Origin of the sequence: Serratia liquefaciens ATCC 27592 (assembly GCF_000422085.1) — a bacterium.
Lineage (GTDB): Bacteria > Pseudomonadota > Gammaproteobacteria > Enterobacterales > Enterobacteriaceae > Serratia > Serratia liquefaciens.
This window is the reverse complement of the sequence record NC_021741.1, coordinates 3,248,534-3,263,794: the sequence shown is the minus strand read 5'-3', so window position 1 is coordinate 3,263,794 and position 15,261 is coordinate 3,248,534. Positions and strand designations below refer to the sequence as shown.

General features: G+C 60.5%; 15 protein-coding genes. 2 read left to right on the top strand and 13 right to left on the bottom strand.

Annotated elements, in window-relative coordinates:
• Positions 1-10: 10 nt before the first annotated feature.
• The 12 genes from paaX to paaA form a co-directional block, all read right to left on the bottom strand.
• Entirely contained in the window at positions 11-949 is a 939-nt protein-coding gene (gene paaX / locus M495_RS15395; protein WP_020827606.1) for a phenylacetic acid degradation operon negative regulatory protein PaaX, read from the bottom strand.
• A gap of 78 nt (positions 950-1,027) precedes the next feature.
• Complete coding sequence (paaK, locus tag M495_RS15390; protein ID WP_041414726.1) at positions 1,028-2,335, bottom strand: phenylacetate--CoA ligase PaaK; 1,308 nt, start codon at positions 2,333-2,335, stop codon at positions 1,028-1,030.
• Positions 2,336-2,349: 14 nt separating this feature from the next.
• Positions 2,350-3,555, bottom strand: coding sequence for a 3-oxoadipyl-CoA thiolase (gene pcaF, locus M495_RS15385; protein ID WP_020827604.1), 1,206 nt, complete (start codon positions 3,553-3,555; stop codon positions 2,350-2,352).
• A complete protein-coding gene (gene paaI / locus M495_RS15380) occupies positions 3,552-3,992 on the bottom strand; it encodes a hydroxyphenylacetyl-CoA thioesterase PaaI (RefSeq protein WP_020827603.1) in 441 nt (146 codons plus the stop codon). The genes pcaF and paaI overlap by 4 nt, the downstream gene beginning before the upstream one ends.
• Positions 3,992-5,512: a 3-hydroxyacyl-CoA dehydrogenase gene (locus M495_RS15375; RefSeq protein ID WP_020827602.1), complete on the bottom strand. Its 1,521-nt coding sequence runs from the start codon at positions 5,510-5,512 to the stop codon at positions 3,992-3,994. Before M495_RS15375 ends, paaI begins: the two co-directional genes overlap by 1 nt.
• Positions 5,513-5,514: 2 nt before the next feature.
• Complete coding sequence (paaG, locus tag M495_RS15370) at positions 5,515-6,306, bottom strand: 2-(1,2-epoxy-1,2-dihydrophenyl)acetyl-CoA isomerase PaaG (protein WP_020827601.1); 792 nt, start codon at positions 6,304-6,306, stop codon at positions 5,515-5,517.
• A 3-nt stretch (positions 6,307-6,309) separates the two neighbouring features.
• A complete protein-coding gene (gene paaF / locus M495_RS15365) occupies positions 6,310-7,083 on the bottom strand; it encodes a 2,3-dehydroadipyl-CoA hydratase PaaF (protein WP_020827600.1) in 774 nt (257 codons plus the stop codon).
• A gap of 9 nt (positions 7,084-7,092) precedes the next feature.
• Complete coding sequence (gene paaE, locus M495_RS15360) at positions 7,093-8,151, bottom strand: 1,2-phenylacetyl-CoA epoxidase subunit PaaE (RefSeq protein ID WP_020827599.1); 1,059 nt, start codon at positions 8,149-8,151, stop codon at positions 7,093-7,095.
• Between the two features lie 14 nt (positions 8,152-8,165).
• Positions 8,166-8,663: a 1,2-phenylacetyl-CoA epoxidase subunit PaaD gene (gene paaD, locus M495_RS15355; RefSeq protein ID WP_020827598.1), complete on the bottom strand. Its 498-nt coding sequence runs from the start codon at positions 8,661-8,663 to the stop codon at positions 8,166-8,168.
• Positions 8,664-8,672: 9 nt separating this feature from the next.
• Entirely contained in the window at positions 8,673-9,434 is a 762-nt protein-coding gene (gene paaC / locus M495_RS15350) for a 1,2-phenylacetyl-CoA epoxidase subunit PaaC (RefSeq protein WP_020827597.1), read from the bottom strand.
• An 8-nt stretch (positions 9,435-9,442) separates the two neighbouring features.
• Positions 9,443-9,730 (bottom strand): 1,2-phenylacetyl-CoA epoxidase subunit PaaB, encoded by a 288-nt coding sequence (gene paaB, locus M495_RS15345; protein WP_020827596.1) that lies wholly within the window; start codon positions 9,728-9,730, stop codon positions 9,443-9,445.
• Between the two features lie 10 nt (positions 9,731-9,740).
• Positions 9,741-10,679 (bottom strand): 1,2-phenylacetyl-CoA epoxidase subunit PaaA, encoded by a 939-nt coding sequence (gene paaA / locus M495_RS15340; protein ID WP_020827595.1) that lies wholly within the window; start codon positions 10,677-10,679, stop codon positions 9,741-9,743.
• A gap of 317 nt (positions 10,680-10,996) precedes the next feature.
• Here paaA and paaZ point away from each other — a divergent pair, with 317 nt between their 5' ends.
• Together paaZ and M495_RS15330 are read left to right on the top strand one after the other, a co-directional pair.
• Positions 10,997-13,069 (top strand): phenylacetic acid degradation bifunctional protein PaaZ, encoded by a 2,073-nt coding sequence (gene paaZ, locus M495_RS15335; protein WP_020827594.1) that lies wholly within the window; start codon positions 10,997-10,999, stop codon positions 13,067-13,069.
• 62 nt (positions 13,070-13,131) lie between these two features.
• A complete protein-coding gene (locus M495_RS15330) occupies positions 13,132-14,226 on the top strand; it encodes an AAA family ATPase (protein ID WP_020827593.1) in 1,095 nt (364 codons plus the stop codon).
• Here M495_RS15330 and M495_RS15325 read toward each other — a convergent pair.
• Positions 14,223-15,119 carry a Kdo hydroxylase family protein gene (locus M495_RS15325; RefSeq protein ID WP_201766299.1) on the bottom strand — a complete coding sequence of 299 codons (897 nt, stop codon included), beginning with the start codon at positions 15,117-15,119 and terminating at the stop codon, positions 14,223-14,225. The two genes, M495_RS15330 and M495_RS15325, sit on opposite strands and share 4 nt — an antisense overlap.
• Between the last annotated feature and the right edge of the window lie 142 nt (positions 15,120-15,261).

Genomic DNA, 15,261 nt, shown 5'->3' with positions numbered 1-15,261 from the left:
CAAAGTTTCCTTATACTGTAGGGTCGCGCGGCAGGCCGCCGAAACGTCGATAATAGCCAGCTGCCGGGGCAGGCAGAGCACCGATAGTGGTCTCGGCCATGGCGCTGACATACTCGGTCGCTGCGCGGTCTACCCGCTGATAAATATTGATGCACAGGTTACGGGCAATCTGTCCTTCCCACTGCGCCGGCAGCAGGGCGTCCGGCAGCAGAGGATCTTTGAGCACCACGCGCCGGAAGAAGTGGATCAATAATAGCTTAATCTGGAAACAGCGCTGGGGCGTCAGCAGCGCTTCATCGGCTTCGCGCAGCAGCGCCATCAGCGGGCGGAAAGAGACGATAAATTCGTGATAATCGGCAGCGACGTCAGCCAGCGCCCAGCAGTTGGCCACCAGCTGTTGCAGGGTTTTCTCCGAGCGGTTATAGGGATAGTCGGCGCGGAAGTAGATCACCTGTTCGCTGGCGTTAAGTTCGCCGAGCAGGGCGGTGACGTCGGTTTGCGCGTGGGTGGGGGCCGCCATCAGATTGCTGGCTATTTGGCCGAAGCCCAGCCAACCCAGCTCTTTTTTCAACCGTGCCCGCTCCTCCTTTTCCGCGCTTTCCAGCAACAGCAAATCCCATTTCCCGTCCCAGGCGGGCGGTTCGCTGAGATAGATTTTCGACTCGGCATGGCGGAACTGACGCATACCCTGATCGGTCACCCGATAGAAGCTGCGACGGCCGATTTTTTCAACCTCCAGCCAGCCCTCTTTCTGCAGGCGAAATACCGAGGTGCGCACGAAGCGGTCACCAAAACCCAGGGCCTCCAGCAGCGCGCTCAGGCTGCCAAGCCAGACTTCGCCGCCCCGGTGGCTCAGCGCATCGCCGTAGAGGGAGATAATCAGCGAGGTGCCGCTGATCGGCTGAGCCTCTATAGCATGGCGGATAAACTCATCCAGTTTATGTTCCATATTTTTCCATGGGTTAGCCGACGGTGAAGCACAACATTACCACAAATCATTCGGGCGTCATCCGTGACGCCGGGGCAATCAGCGAGGCCGCAGATCGACCACGCGCTGGGCCTTGCCTTCTGAACGCGGGATGTCGCCGCAGTTGGCGATGCTGACGTCGGTGCTGACGCCGATAATCGACTTGATATGGTGGCGTAACTGGTGGCAAATCTCACAGCGTTGCTGGTGGCTGAGGCTGAGCGCCGCTTCCTTCAATTCAACGCGCACCGCCAGGGTATCCAGGTGCCCGCTGCGGCTGACCTGCAGCTGATAGTGTGGCGACAGCTGTTCGAACTGCATGATTTGCTCTTCCACCTGCGACGGGAACACGTTGACGCCGCGGATGATCAGCATGTCGTCGGAGCGGCCGGTAATTTTCCCCATGCGACGCATCTGGCGCGCGTCGCCCGGCAGCAGGCGGGTGAGGTCGCGGGTACGGTAGCGGATCACCGGCAGCGCTTCTTTGGTCAGCGTGGTAAACACCAGCTCGCCGTGTTGGCCGTCCTGCAGCGTCACGCCGGTTTCCGGACAGATGATTTCCGGCAGGAAATGGTCTTCCCAGATGGTCGGGCCGCCGCCGCTTTCGGCGCATTCCATCGCCACGCCCGGCCCCATCACTTCGGACAGGCCGTAAATATCCAGCGCCTTGATGCCCATGCGGCTTTCAATTTCATGCCGCAGCGCTTCGGTCCAGGGTTCGGCACCAAAGACGCCGAGGCGCAGCGAGCAGCCACGGGCGTCGCCGCCCATTTTGCGTTCCAGCTCGTCGATCAGCGTCAGGCAGTAGGACGGTGTCACCATGATCACATCGGGTTTGAAATCCAGGATCAGCTGCGCCTGCCTTTCGGTTTGCCCACCGGACATCGGGATCACCGTCGCCCCGAGTCGCTCCGCGCCGTAATGAGCCCCCAGCCCGCCGGTGAACAGGCCATAGCCGTATGCCACGTGTACCTTGTCTTTGGCGGTAGCGCCGGCGGCACGCAGGCTGCGCGCGACGATATCGGCCCAATTATCGATATCCCGCTGGGTGTAGCCGACCACCGTCGGTCGGCCGGTGGTCCCTGACGAGGCATGAATACGCACCACCTGTTCCATCGGCACGGCGAAGGTGTCGAACGGGTAGTTGTCGCGCAGGTCCTGCTTGGTGGTATAAGGGAAACGAGCCAGATCGCTCAGCTGTTTGAGATCGTCGGGATGGACGCCCGCCTGATCGAACTTGCGTCGGTACATCGGCACATTGTTGTAGGCGTGGTGCAGCGTCCATTTAAGGCGCTCCAGTTGCAGCGCCTCAATCTCATCGCGCGAGGCGAACTCAATGGCGTCGAGTGGCTGTGGATTCATTGTCATAGTTAGCCTCGGGGTCAGACTCGCTCAATAATCATGGCGATGCCCTGGCCGACGCCGATGCACATGGTGCAAAGCGCGTAGCGGCCGGAACGCCGTTCCAGTTCGAACAGGGCAGCTAACGCCAGACGCGCGCCGCTCATGCCCAGCGGATGGCCAAGGGCGATCGCGCCGCCGTTGGGGTTCACCTGCGGGGCGTCGTCAGGCAACCCAAGCTGGCGCAATACTGCCAGCGCCTGGGCGGCAAAAGCCTCGTTCAGTTCAATGACATCCATTTGCGCCAGGCTCAGCCCGGCCAGTTCCAGCACTTTACGGGTGGCCGGTAGCGGACCTATGCCCATTAAACCGGGTTCGACGCCGCAGGTTGCCGTCGCGACGATACGCGCACGCGGTGTTAATCCCTGACTCACTGCCATTGCCTCCGAGGCGACGATCAGCGCCGCTGCGCCGTCGTTCAGGCCGGAAGCGTTGCCGGCGGTCACCGTGCCGGGTTGGCGGAACGGGGTTTTCAGCGCCTGCAGCTGTTCCAGCCGCGTATCTGCACGCGGGTGTTCGTCCTGGTCAAACAGGGTGACCGCGCCTTTCTTGCCGCTGAGGCTGACCGGCACGATCTCCTGCGTGAATATCCCCAACGCTTGCGCTCGCGCGGCCCGTTGCTGGCTGCGCAGAGCGAAGGCGTCCTGATCGGCGCGGCTGACGTTGAATTTTTCCGCTACGTTTTCGGCGGTTTCGGGCATGGATTCGGTGCCGTATTGCGCCTGCATCAGCGGGTTGATAAACCGCCAGCCGAGCGTGGTGTCATACAGCTGCGTCTGACGGCTGAAGGCGCTGTCGGCCTTACCCATCACCAACGGGGCCCGGGTCATCGATTCTGCGCCGCCGGCCAATACCAAACCGGCTTCACCGGCCTTGATGCTGCGGGCCGCCGTCGCCAGCGCGTCCAATCCCGAGCCGCACAGGCGGTTGAGCGTGGTGCCGGAAACGTTAACCGGCAGGCCCGCCAGCAATGCCGCCATGCGGGCCAAATTGCGGTTGTCTTCCCCGGCCTGATTGGCGCAGCCGAGGATCACGTCGTCAACCCTCGACCAGTCCACCTGCGAGTGGCGGGCCAACAGGGCGCGCAGCGGCAGTGCAGCCAAGTCATCGGCGCGGACGTTGGCCAGGGCGCCGCCGTAACGGCCAATCGGCGTGCGGACGCCGTCGCAGATAAAAGCCTGGTTCATGCTTGCTCCCCTAAAATGGCGTGACCGAGCCGATGTGCGCGGCCGCGGAACCAGGCGACGGTCTTGCCCAGTTGATTGACAATCTCCACGTCATACAGACCGGTGGTTTTGCCCTGATGGCGCACCTCAGCGCTGGCCGTCAGGCGATCGCCGGCCAGCGCCGGGCGGATAAAGTCTATGCTGCAGCCGGACGCTACCGCCGCCAGCCCCTGGCTGTTGCAGGCGTAGGCGAAAGCGGTGTCCGCCAGGCTGAACAGTTGCCCGCCGTGGCAGGTCTGGTGTCCGTTGAGCATCTGCGGCCCGACGGTCATGCTGACTTTTGCGAACCCGGCGTCGACGGCATCCACCCGCATGCCCATCGCCTGGGCGCAGGTGTCCTGCTGAAACATCTGTTCGGCGCAGCGTTGCGCCAGCGCGTGGGGCGTATTGGCATTCATCATTGGGCTCCTGAATAAAGGGATGCGTAGTGGCGCAGCAACGGCATCGGGCGATAGCGGGGTTCGCCGTAGAAGCGTTGCAGATTTTCCAGCGTGGTCAGGATGTGTCGCCAGCCTAATGACGCACCCCATTCCAGCGGGCCGCGCGGGTAGTTAACCCCGCAGCGCATGGCGTGGTCGGTATCGGCGGCGCTGGCGACGCCCTTGTTCACCACGTCGAGCGCTTCATTCGCCAACATGGCGAGGGTGCGCATCACCAGCAGGCCCGGGTAGTCCGGCAACAGGATCACTTTCTTGCCAAGGGATTGCAGCAGACGTACCACAGTGGCGTTGTGTCTGGCATCGTTTTGCGCCGCGCAGCTGATGGCGACGGTGGAGGCCTGGGCATACTGGGCGGACAGATCAAACAGCACCACGGGGGTTCCGGTTTCATCGGCGACCTGGCTGGCTGTTTTACCATTTGTTAACATAAATGTAACTTCATCGATCTGGGCAAAAGCACTGGTCTGGCCGGGTTGTATGATCGCCTCCGCATTTCCTGCCAGTAACTCGGCCAGCAGAGTGACGCCTGCCGCGTCGCCGTGCAGCTTAATGCTGTGCGGCAATTCCGCTGAGGATGGAGGTAACCCGGCGACAATTTGAGGTGGCGCTTGTTTGTCATAGCGATAAAAGCCGCACCCGCTTTTGCGGCCCAGACGCCCGGCGGCCACCCGTTCCTGCTGCACCAAAGACGGCGTGAAGCGCGGATCCTGGAAGAAGGCCTGAAACACTGATTCAGTGACGGCGTAATTGATGTCCTGACCAATCATATCGGTCAGTTGCAGTGGCCCCATGGCGAAGCCGCCTGCGTCGCGCATTACTGCATCCAGCGTGGCGGCGTCGGCAACTTGTTCTTCGAGCGCGCGCAGGGTTTCGGCGTAAAAAGGTCGCGCCACGCGGTTAACGATAAAGCCGGGCGTGGAACGGCACAGCACGCTTTGTTTGCCCCATTGCCGGGTCAGCGCCTGCAGTTCGGCAACGGTTTCGGCGCTGGTGTCCAACCCGCTGACGATCTCGACCAGCTTCATCACCGGGGCCGGGTTGAAGAAGTGCAAACCGGCCAGGCGCTGTGGATGGTGCAGTGCACCGCCGATGGCAGTAATCGACAGCGATGAAGTGTTGCTGGCGAACAGTGCGGCGGGGGAACACAGCGCTTCCAGCTCACGAAACAGGCTCTGTTTGATCGCCAGTTTTTCCGCCACTGCTTCTATCACCAGTGCGCTGTCGGCCAACTGGTCAAGCGACTCGACCGGCTGAATACGGCCCAGCAGGGCCTCGGTGGCATCGGCGTCGGCCTTGCCGGACTCGACCCTTTGGCGCAGGCGTTGGCCTAACGCATCGAGTGCCTGCCGGGCGGCGGCGGCATCGATATCAAACAGCCACACCGGATGCCCGGCCCCGGCCGCCACCTGGGCGATACCGATGCCCATGGTGCCGGCACCAATCACGGCGACCCTTGCGTTGACGTTCGGCAGGTTCATGATTATTTCCCGCTGAAATTAGGGGGGCGTTTGGCGAAGAAGGCGCTGACGCCTTCGCGGTAGTCGTCGCTGCGGCCGCCGAGGCGCTGCAGGTCGCGCTCCAGATCGAGCTGCTGATCGAGGGTATTGTTCGCCGAGCTGTAGAGGGCTTTTTTAATCAGCCCCAGCCCGTAAGTGGGTTGGGTGGCCAGGTGTTGTGCCAGCGTTTGGCTGGTGGCGGCCAGTTGGTCCGCCGCTACCACCTGCCAGATCATGCCCCATGCCAGCGCCTGTTGTGCGCTGACTTTATCTCCCAGCAGCGCCATGCCCATGGCGCGGGCGTGGCCTGCCAAACGGGGCAGGAACCAGCTGCCGCCGGAGTCCGGCACCAGCCCCAGGCGGCAGAAAGACTGAATAAAATTGGCGTTATCGGCGGCGATCACGATATCGCAGGCCAGCGCCAGCGCTGCGCCGGCCCCCGCAGCGACACCGTTGACGGCGCACACCACCGGCTTTGGCAGGGCGGTCAGACGACGGATCAGCGGATTGTAAAAACGCTCTACCGACAGGCCGAGATCCGGCGCCTGCTGTTCGACGCTGACGTTGCGATCGTTCAGATCCTGCCCGGCGCAAAAGCCACGTCCCGCACCGGTGATCAGCAGGCAGCGTACGGTTTCGTCCCGCTCGGCGAGGGTCAAGGCTTCGCTCAGTTGGCGGTGCATCTCGTCGTTGAAGCTATTGAGCCGGTCTGGCCGATTGAGGGTCAGCGTCAGCACCCCGGCTTCAAGGTGGGTGAGAATCAATGCGTTTTCCATAAATCAGCGCCCCTGATAGTTTGGCGTACGTTTTTCGAAGAAGGCGGCGATGCCCTCGCGGCGATCGTCGGTGGCGGCCAGGGTGGCAAACTGCTGGCGTTCGATGAGCAGCCCTTGGCTAAGGCCGGTTTCCTCCGCCTGTTTCAGCGCCTGTTTGGCGGCGCGCAGTGCCAGCGGGGCCTGCCTGCTGATGTGCTCGGCGATCTGCTGTGCGCGTTCCAGCGTCAGGGCGTCGACGCACACTTCACTGACCAACCCGCACTGCAATGCGCGCGAGGCGTTAATGGCTTCGCCACTCAGCACCATCTGACTGGCGAAGGACTTACCGACGCAGCGAATCAAGCGCTGAGTGCCGCCGGCCCCTGGCATCAGGCCGAGGGTGATTTCCGGCAGGCCAAAGCGGGCGCTTTCGCCGCAAATGACAATGTCGCAGGCCAGCGCCAGCTCGCAGCCGGCGCCGAGTGCATAGCCGTTCACTGCCGCCAGCAGCGGTTTACTGAACTGCGCCAGCCGTTGCCACAACAGCGGGCGGCGATCCGTCAGCGTAGCGGGCAGGTCCTGCCGTTGCAGTTCGTGCAGATCGGCACCGGCGGCAAAGAAACGCGTTGTGCCGGTGATCACTACTGCGCCAATGGCGGTATCGGCATCGGCCTGTTCCAGTAAATAAACCAGCTGCTCCAGGCAGGGTGTGTTCAGGGCATTGCGCGCTTGTGGACGGTGCAGTTCCAGCGTCAGCACGCGCGCCTGGCGATGTTGCAGGATCAAAGGGGTTTCCATTGGCGGCTCCTATACGTCAAAGTCCAGCACCACACCGTCACCGCGTGGCCACGACTGGCAGCTCAATACGTAGCCTGCCGCGAGTTGATCCGGCTCCAGGCTGTAGTTGACGGCCATGTCCACCTGACCGGCTTTTAACCGGCACTTGCAGGTGGCGCACACGCCGCCTTTGCAGGCATAGGGAAGATCGGCACCCTGACGCAGCGCCGCGTCCAGAATGCTGTCGTCCTGCGAGCCGACCTCGATATCCAACCGGCGGCCATCGAGCAAAATCGCCACTCGCGTGGCGTTGCGCGGGGTGTCGTTGACCGGGCGGGCGACCACGCCGCTGGTGTTAAAGCGCTCGCTGTGGATACGCTCGGCGGCTACGCCGACCTGTTCCAGCACGCTTTGGGCGTCGTCCATCATGGTTTGCGGGCCGCAGATAAAGGCATGGTCATAGTCGCGGTAATCCAGCAGCGCGCCGCCGATCGCCAACAGGCGCTCGCGGTCGATGCGCCCACTGAGCAGCGGGCTGTCGAGGCTCTCCTGGCTGAACAGATACAGCGGCTGAAAACGTTGTGGATAGCGGTTTTTCAGATCGGACAGCGTCTCCTTGAACATCACCGAACGGCTGCTGCGGTTGCCGTAAATCAGCGTGAAGCTGCTGTTTGGTTCAAGTTGCAGGGTGGCTTTGATGATCGACAGCATCGGCGTGATGCCGGAACCTGCGGCAATCGCCAGGTAGTTGCCGCTGTTTTCCGCCTGTGGCTGGTAGCCGAAACGGCCCTGCGGCACCATCACCTCCAGCGCGTCGCCGACTTTCAGTAGCCGATTAACGAACGAGGAAAAGCGGCCCTGATGGATGGCTTTAACGCCGATCTGCAGCAGCCCTTCCTGAGGAGCGCTGCAGATGGAATAGCAGCGGCGCAGCTCTTCGCCATCCACCTGCGCCTTTAGCGTCAGATGTTGGCCGGGGGTGTAGCAGTAATGACTTTTCAGCTCTTCGGGCACGCGCAGAGTGATAGCTACGGCGTCCGGCGTTTCGCGCTCGATGGCGGCGACGTTCAGGCGATGGAAGACCGTCATGGTTTTCTGCGCTCCTAAATGCATTTGAAATAGTCGAAGGGTTCGCGGCAATCGCAGCAGCGATACAGCGCTTTGCAGGCGGTGGAGCCGAATTCGCTGATTTTTTCGCTGTGGGTGCTGCCGCAGCGCGGGCAGGGCACCGGGCCTGCAGCCTGCGGTTTGTCGCAGGTATGGCCCTGTGGCGGTGCGACGCCGTATTCACGCAGCCGTTCACGCGCCGAGGCGTTCATCCAGTCGGTGGTCCACGCCGGGCTGAGGCGAATGTCCACTTTGACCGGGGCAAAGCCGGCCTCGGCCAGCCGCTGCTCGATGGCTTCGAGCAGGAACTCGGTGGCGGGGCAGCCGGAGTAGGTTGGCGTAAAGGTAATGCGCCAGCCGTCGCCGTCGGCTTCAACGTCGCGAACCATGCCCAGATCGGTAATCGACAGCACCGGCAGTTCCGGATCGCTGATCTGTTGCAGGCAGTGCCAGATTTGCGGAATTTCCGCGGCCTGCAGCCGGGTAATGTTCATAGCGGCCCCTTACCAGTTTGCGTTGGGATAGGCGCGTTGCAGGAACTGCATCTCGGCCAGCAGCGGACCGAGATGTTCGCTGTGCCGACCCTGTTTACCGCCGTGGCGGAACGCCTGCTCTGCCGGCAGCGTCAGGGTGGCCTGTTGCAGCGTTTCTTCAACCAGCGCCAGCCACGGAGCCTCAAGCTGGCGCGGATCGGCGGCGATACCCTGTTCTGCCAACTGCAGTTCAAGCTCATCGGCATGGAACAGCTCGGCGGTAAAACGCCACAGGCCATCCAGCGACTGCTGCATTTTTTGGTGGCTGACGGGGCTGCCGTCACCCAGACGGATCATCCAGCCACGGCTGAAACGCAGGTGGTAATGCGCCTCTTTCAGTGACTTGGCGGCGATGGCGGCGAGTTGCGCATCGCGACTTTGGCTCAAGGCCAGATGCAGCTGCACGTGGTAGGCGTCCATCAGGAACTGCCGCACCAGAGTGTCGTTGAAGCCGCCGTTGGGCTGTTCCGCCAGCAGCAGGTTATGGAACTCACGTTCGTCACGGCCGAAGGCCAGTCGGTCTTCGCTGAATTGCGGCCCGGCCAGTTCGGCGGCATAACCGAGAAAGTTGCGCGCCTGGCCGAGTAGGTCTAGGCCGATGTTGGCCAGCGCCAGGTCGATCTCCAGTTCCGGCGCGTGGCCGCACCAGGCGCACAAGCGCTGGGCGAGGATCAGTGGCGTATCGCCCTGACGCAGGACATAGGTGACGAGTGGATCGTTATTGAAGGTCATGGTCGCCCCTACATGTTCTTGATGCCGTCGGGAATGGTGTAGAACGTCGGATGACGGTAGATCTTGTCATCGGACGGATCGAAAAAGGCTTCACGATCTTCCGGCTGCGAGGCGATCAGGTGGCTGGATTGCACCACCCAGATTGAGCAGCCTTCGTTGCGGCGGGTATAGGCATCGCGGGCGTTTTCCAGCGCCATCTGGTCGTCGGCGGCGTGCAGGCTGCCGACGTGACGGTGCGCCAGCCCTTGTTTGCTGCGGATAAACACTTCATACAGTGGCCATTGGGCATGTGTCATCATCGGTTCCTTATGCGGCGGTTGAGGTGTTTTTTGACGCGTGGGCCAGAGCGCCATCGCGAACCCAGGCACCGTCCTCCCAGGCGCGGCGTTTGGCTTGCAGCCGTTCGTGGTTACATTGGCCGCGCCCCTTGATCACCTCATGCAGTTCACTCCAGTCGATTTCGCCAAAGCGGTAGTGGCCGGTGGCTTCGTCCCAGGCCAAATCGGCGTCCGGTGCGACCATGCCCAGGGCTTCCAACTGGGGAACGGTGTTGTCGACAAATTTCTGCCGTAACTCATCGTTGCTGTGGCGTTTGATTTTCCAGGCCATGCTCTGCGCGCTGTGCGGTGAATCGGTGTCGCTGGGGCCAAACATCATCAGTACCGGCCACCAGAAGCGGTTAATCGCATCTTGCAGCATGGCCTTCTGTTGTTCGCTGCCGTTAGCCATCGCCATGACCGCTTCGTAACCCTGGCGCTGGTGGAAGCTCTCTTCCTTGCAAATTTTCACCATCGCCCGCGCATAGGGGCCGTAGGACGCACGACACAGCGCCACCTGGTTAACGATGGCCGCGCCGTCCACCAACCAGCCGATCACCCCGATATCCGCCCAGTTGAGCGTCGGGTAATTGAAGATCGAGGAGTATTTCATCTTGCCGTCGAGCATCTTCTGGTAGATATCCTGACGAGAGCAGCCCAGGGTTTCCGCGGCGCTGTACAGGTACAGGCCGTGCCCCGCTTCGTCCTGCACCTTGGCCAACAACACCGCTTTGCGGCGCAGGGTGGGGGCGCGCGTCAACCAGTTGGCTTCCGGTAACATGCCGACCACTTCGGAATGGGCATGCTGGCCAATCTGGCGGATCAGGTTTTGGCGGTAGGCGTCCGGCATCCAGTCTTTGGCCTCAATCGAGGTATCCGCCGCAATTTTGTCGTCGAAGTGCTGCTGATGTTGCGCGTCAGTTGTCATGCGTGCCTCTTGGTGATTCGTATTTTTCACATTAAATATAAAAATGTGAATCACATTAACTAACCATAAGGCTACAAACTGATAACAAAAAGATCAAACGGCATTTGTGTGGTTTTGCGAGGGTGCTCACAAGGAGTGTTGTTATTTTATTGTTTTTTAATGATATTAAAAATTAATTTATGAGAGTGAACGCCTGTCTGAGCGCTTTCAATGTCTGGTTGTTTTTATTTTGTTAAATTTCATTCTGGTGAAAACTGGACAATATGTGATACGTAATTAATCCTTGTGGTGTAAATTTATGAATTCCGGAGGAGCAAATGCAGCAGCTACACAGTTATCTTTCTGGCGCCTGGGTGTACGGCCAGGGCAAAGCCCGTGAAATCCACCATGCCGTCACCGGCCAACCGCTGTATCAGGTTTGTTCCGACGGTCTACCGCTGGCCGCCAGTCTGGAGTATGCGCGCAGCAAGGGCGGCAAGGCGCTGGCACAGATGACCTTCCAGCAGCGCGCGCAAATGATGAAAGCGGTGGCTAAGCACCTGCTGGCCAACAAAGAAACGCTGTATGAGATTTCGTACCAGACCGGCGCGACTCGCAGTGACGGCTGGGTGGATATCGAAGGCGGTATCGCCACGCTGTTTGCCTATGCCGGGCTGGCTGGGCGCGAACTGCCGGACGATACCCTGTGGCCGGAAGACGAACTGATCCCGCTGTCCAAACAGGCGCAGTTTGCCGCCCGACACGTGCTGACTTCACGCCCTGGCGTGGCGTTGCATATTAATGCTTTTAACTTTCCCTGCTGGGGGATGCTGGAAAAACTGGCGCCCACCTGGTTGGCCGGCATGCCGGCGATCATCAAACCGGCGACCGCCACGGCGCAGCTGACGCAGGCGATGGTCAGACTGATTATCGACAGCGGTCTGGTGCCAGAGGGCGCGTTGCAACTGGTATGCGGTGGCGTCGGCGATATGTTTGAACATCTGGATTATCAGGATGCGGTGACCTTTACCGGCTCGGCGCAGACCGGTCAGCAGCTGCGTGCGCACCCGCGCCTGTTGCAAAAGTCGATTGCTTTCACCATGGAGGCAGACTCGCTCAACTGCTGCGTGCTTGGCGAGGACGTTACGCCGCAGATGCCGGAGTTTGCGCTGTTTATCAAAGAAGTGTGCCGCGAGATGACCGCCAAGGCCGGGCAAAAATGTACCGCAATCCGGCGGATTATCGTGCCGGCGAAACGGGTGGCAGAGGTACAGCAGGCGCTGTTGCAGCGGCTGAGTGGCGTCACGGTGGGCGATCCTAAACTGGAACAGGTGCGGATGGGGGCCTTGGTCAGCCGCGAGCAGCGCGACGATGTGCAACAGAAGGTGGATTACCTGCTGCATAACGGTTGCGAACCGTTGTGCGGCGCGAGAACAGATAACCTGGAGGTGAGCGGGGAAGGCGTGCAGCAGGGGGCATTTTATCCGGCCACGCTGTTGTACTGTGCCGATCCCTTTAGCCATCAGGCGGTGCATGGCACCGAAGCATTCGGCCCGGTAGCGACGCTGATGCCCTATCAGCATACCGAACAGGCGATTGAGCTGGCGTTAATGGGCCAGGGGAGTCTGGCTGGCTCACTGGTGACCGCCGATGAGGCGCTGGCGACGCGCTTTATCCGCGCCACCGCCTGCGCGCATGGCCGAATGCTGATCCTGGATCAACAGGCGGCGGTGGAGTCCACCGGCCACGGTTCTCCGTTGCCGATGCTGGTGCACGGCGGGCCAGGGCGAGCCGGTGGTGGTGAAGAATTGGGTGGGCTACGCGCGGTAAAACACTATATGCAACGCACGGCCATTCAGGGCAGTCCGGCCATGCTGGCGGCAATCGGCCGTGAGTGGGTGCGCGGCGCGACGGTGATTGAAGAGCCGGTACATCCGTTCCGCAAATATTTCGAGCAACTGCGCCTGGGCGAAAGCCTGCTGACGGCGCGGCGTACCGTGACCGAGGCCGATATCGTCAATTTTGCCTGCCTGAGTGGCGACCACTTCTATGCCCATATGGACAAGATCGGCGCGGCCGAATCGCTGTTTGGCGAGCGGGTCGCGCACGGCTACTTTGTGGTTTCTGCTGCCGCCGGGCTGTTTGTTGATCCGGGCGTCGGACCGGTGATTGCCAACTACGGTATGGAAAACCTGCGCTTTATCGAGCCGGTGAAGATTGGCGATACCCTTCAGGTACGGCTGACCTGCAAAAAGAAAATCCGTAAGCCGCAGAAAACGGCGGAGGATCGTCCACACGGCGTGGTGGTATGGGATGTTCAGGTACTCAACCAACATCAGCAGGCGGTGGCGCTGTACAGTATCCTGACGTTGGTGGCGCGGCAGGAAGGGGACCTCGGTCCGACAAGCTAAAGGCCGGTGAGATGGTGCCATGGTAAGATGCACCATCTCCTGACACAGAGTTTGTGGCGACGATGATCCAACAACTCCAACTGAGCGGTTTTCGCTCTATACGTAATTTGCAGCTGCAATTGGGCCGTCTGAATGTGATCAGCGGCCCGAACGGTTGCGGAAAATCTAACCTGTATAAAGCGGTGCGATTGATCCACGAGGCCGCCTGTGGGCGGCTTTCTGCTGCGTTGGCTGAAGAGGGGGGCATTCAGAAGGCGATGTGGGCCGGGGGATTGCGACCGGGTGATCGCCGGGGCGATCCGAAACGGATGCTGTTGTCAGCCACTCTGGATGATTTCGACTATCAGCTGCAGCTAGGCTTCCCTGAGCCGACCGGCAGCCTGTTTCAACTCGACCCGCTGGTCAAAGAGGAGTCACTGTGGATCTCGGGCCACGGTCGTCGCCCCTCAACCCGGGTACTCGAAAGGCGCAACCAGAGTGCATTCCTGACGAATATCCAGGGCGATCGCGCCACTTATCCTGCCAGTCTCCATGCGGAGGAATCGGTATTTGGTCAGCTTGCCGATCCGCATCTGTATCCTGAAGTGTCCCAGGTACGAGAGAATCTGCGGCAGTGGCGTTTTTACCACGAGTTTGCCGTGTGGCCCGGTTCACCGTTGCGAGCGCCACAGGTGGGTATTCGCGCGCCGGTACTGGCGCATGACGGCAGTAATCTGGCGGCCGCTTTTGAAACCATCTGCGAGATCGGCAACGGCGAGTTGCTGCGCGACATTCTGGCGCAGGCGTTTCCCGACAGCGAATTTGAAATTCAGGCCCCTCAGGGACGCTTCCAGCTATTGATGCACCGTGCCGGCATTTTACGCCCCTTGGACAGTGCCGAACTTTCCGACGGCACGCTGCGTTTCCTCTGTTTGGCGGTAGCGATGCTCAGCCCGCGTCCGCCGGCATTTATGGCATTCAATGAACCTGAAAACAGTCTGCATCCGCAACTGTTGCCGGCATTGGCCATGCTGATCGCCGAAGCCAGCCGTTATAGCCAATTGTGGATCACCAGCCACTCACCGCAGCTTGCCGAACTGATTGGTCGCCATAGCGATGTCACCCACTATCAACTGGCACAGCAGCAGGGTGAAACCCTGCTGGCGGAACCGGATTAGATCAAGGGCTGGTGTAGCAGGGTTTCCAGTACCTTGAGCGGTGATTGCTGTGGATTCTTCATTGCGGTGACGGGCAACAGGAAAGTTTGCTCCAGCATAAACTGACCCGCCATCGCCGCGTGTGGCGTCTGATCGGAGAAACAGATCCAACTGCTGCCCGGCGGCAAGTCGAGCGCCAGCTGCGGGCCCTGTTGCTGATAGTGCTGGTCGGCTTTCATGGCATCATGCAGTTGCAGCATCAGGTGGTCGTAATGACTGCGGCGCCGTTTGGTGATGCCGACCTTGTGCTGCAGCCAGCTGTTCAGCGGTGAATAGCGGCCCAGGCGCGGTATAAAGCGTTGCGCCAGTTGAGGAAAGGGTTCGCCGATGCGCCATTGGCGAAGTTCACCATTGGGGTTGATGTTGGTGAAAATGCGCAAAATGCGCTCACCATAGTTCGGGCGCGACGGGAAGGCATCGACGTGCAGCCGGCTATCATCCTTGCGCCATGAGCTGGTCTTGCGCCAGGCCGCAACCGGATGCAGGCGCAGTGTGTTGACCGGCGAATGCAAAGCTTGTTGATAGTGGGGCAGCACAGTGGCAACCAGTTGAAGGCAGGCTTGATAATAGCGTGACAGCAACGTCTCGACCTGTGGCTGCTGCGCGGCTATCGCCACGCCGGATAATTTGCTCGTTTCTGGCCAGTAGCTGATGTTTTTACGTTTTGTATCGACCAACGCGGGATCCAGCAGCGCCATTTCACCAGCCAACAAGGGAAACGCCAGTTCGGGCAAAAATACCAGCTTGCCTTGCTCGAGCGCTTCGACGGCTGAGGGGGAAAAGGGCGCTGGGGCGCTATCCCACTGTTGCTGTGGCAACGTTATTAACGCCTGCTCCGGCGTCAGGTTTTCCATGCGCATAATATCTCCTTGCGAAGGGGATGTTTTGATTGTTTTTATTTGAAAGGAATATATAACCAGCGGGAATTATTGTTGAATTGAACTAGTTGATGCTAATAGCTGGATTGAATTATCCTAGCACTATTAAAATGCGCCA

Excerpts from the sequence above, each read along its gene's own strand:
- paaI (WP_020827603.1), bottom strand. The coding sequence starts at position 3,992 with ATGAATGCCAATACGCCCCACGCGCTGGCGCAACGCTGCGCCGAACAG.
- pcaF (WP_020827604.1), bottom strand. The coding sequence starts at position 3,555 with ATGAACCAGGCTTTTATCTGCGACGGCGTCCGCACGCCGATTGGCCGT.
- paaF (WP_020827600.1), bottom strand. The coding sequence starts at position 7,083 with ATGGAAACCCCTTTGATCCTGCAACATCGCCAGGCGCGCGTGCTGACG.
- paaX (WP_020827606.1), bottom strand. The coding sequence starts at position 949 with ATGGAACATAAACTGGATGAGTTTATCCGCCATGCTATAGAGGCTCAG.
- paaG (WP_020827601.1), bottom strand. The coding sequence starts at position 6,306 with ATGGAAAACGCATTGATTCTCACCCACCTTGAAGCCGGGGTGCTGACG.
- paaD (WP_020827598.1), bottom strand. The coding sequence starts at position 8,663 with ATGAACATTACCCGGCTGCAGGCCGCGGAAATTCCGCAAATCTGGCAC.
- paaE (WP_020827599.1), bottom strand. The coding sequence starts at position 8,151 with ATGACGGTCTTCCATCGCCTGAACGTCGCCGCCATCGAGCGCGAAACG.
- paaZ (WP_020827594.1), top strand. The coding sequence starts at position 10,997 with ATGCAGCAGCTACACAGTTATCTTTCTGGCGCCTGGGTGTACGGCCAG.
- M495_RS15330 (WP_020827593.1), top strand. The coding sequence starts at position 13,132 with ATGATCCAACAACTCCAACTGAGCGGTTTTCGCTCTATACGTAATTTG.
- paaC (WP_020827597.1), bottom strand. The coding sequence starts at position 9,434 with ATGACCTTCAATAACGATCCACTCGTCACCTATGTCCTGCGTCAGGGC.
- paaB (WP_020827596.1), bottom strand. The coding sequence starts at position 9,730 with ATGACACATGCCCAATGGCCACTGTATGAAGTGTTTATCCGCAGCAAA.
- paaA (WP_020827595.1), bottom strand. The coding sequence starts at position 10,679 with ATGACAACTGACGCGCAACATCAGCAGCACTTCGACGACAAAATTGCG.
- paaK (WP_041414726.1), bottom strand. The coding sequence starts at position 2,335 with ATGACAATGAATCCACAGCCACTCGACGCCATTGAGTTCGCCTCGCGC.
- M495_RS15375 (WP_020827602.1), bottom strand. The coding sequence starts at position 5,512 with ATGAACCTGCCGAACGTCAACGCAAGGGTCGCCGTGATTGGTGCCGGC.
- M495_RS15325 (WP_201766299.1), bottom strand. The coding sequence starts at position 15,119 with ATGGAAAACCTGACGCCGGAGCAGGCGTTAATAACGTTGCCACAGCAA.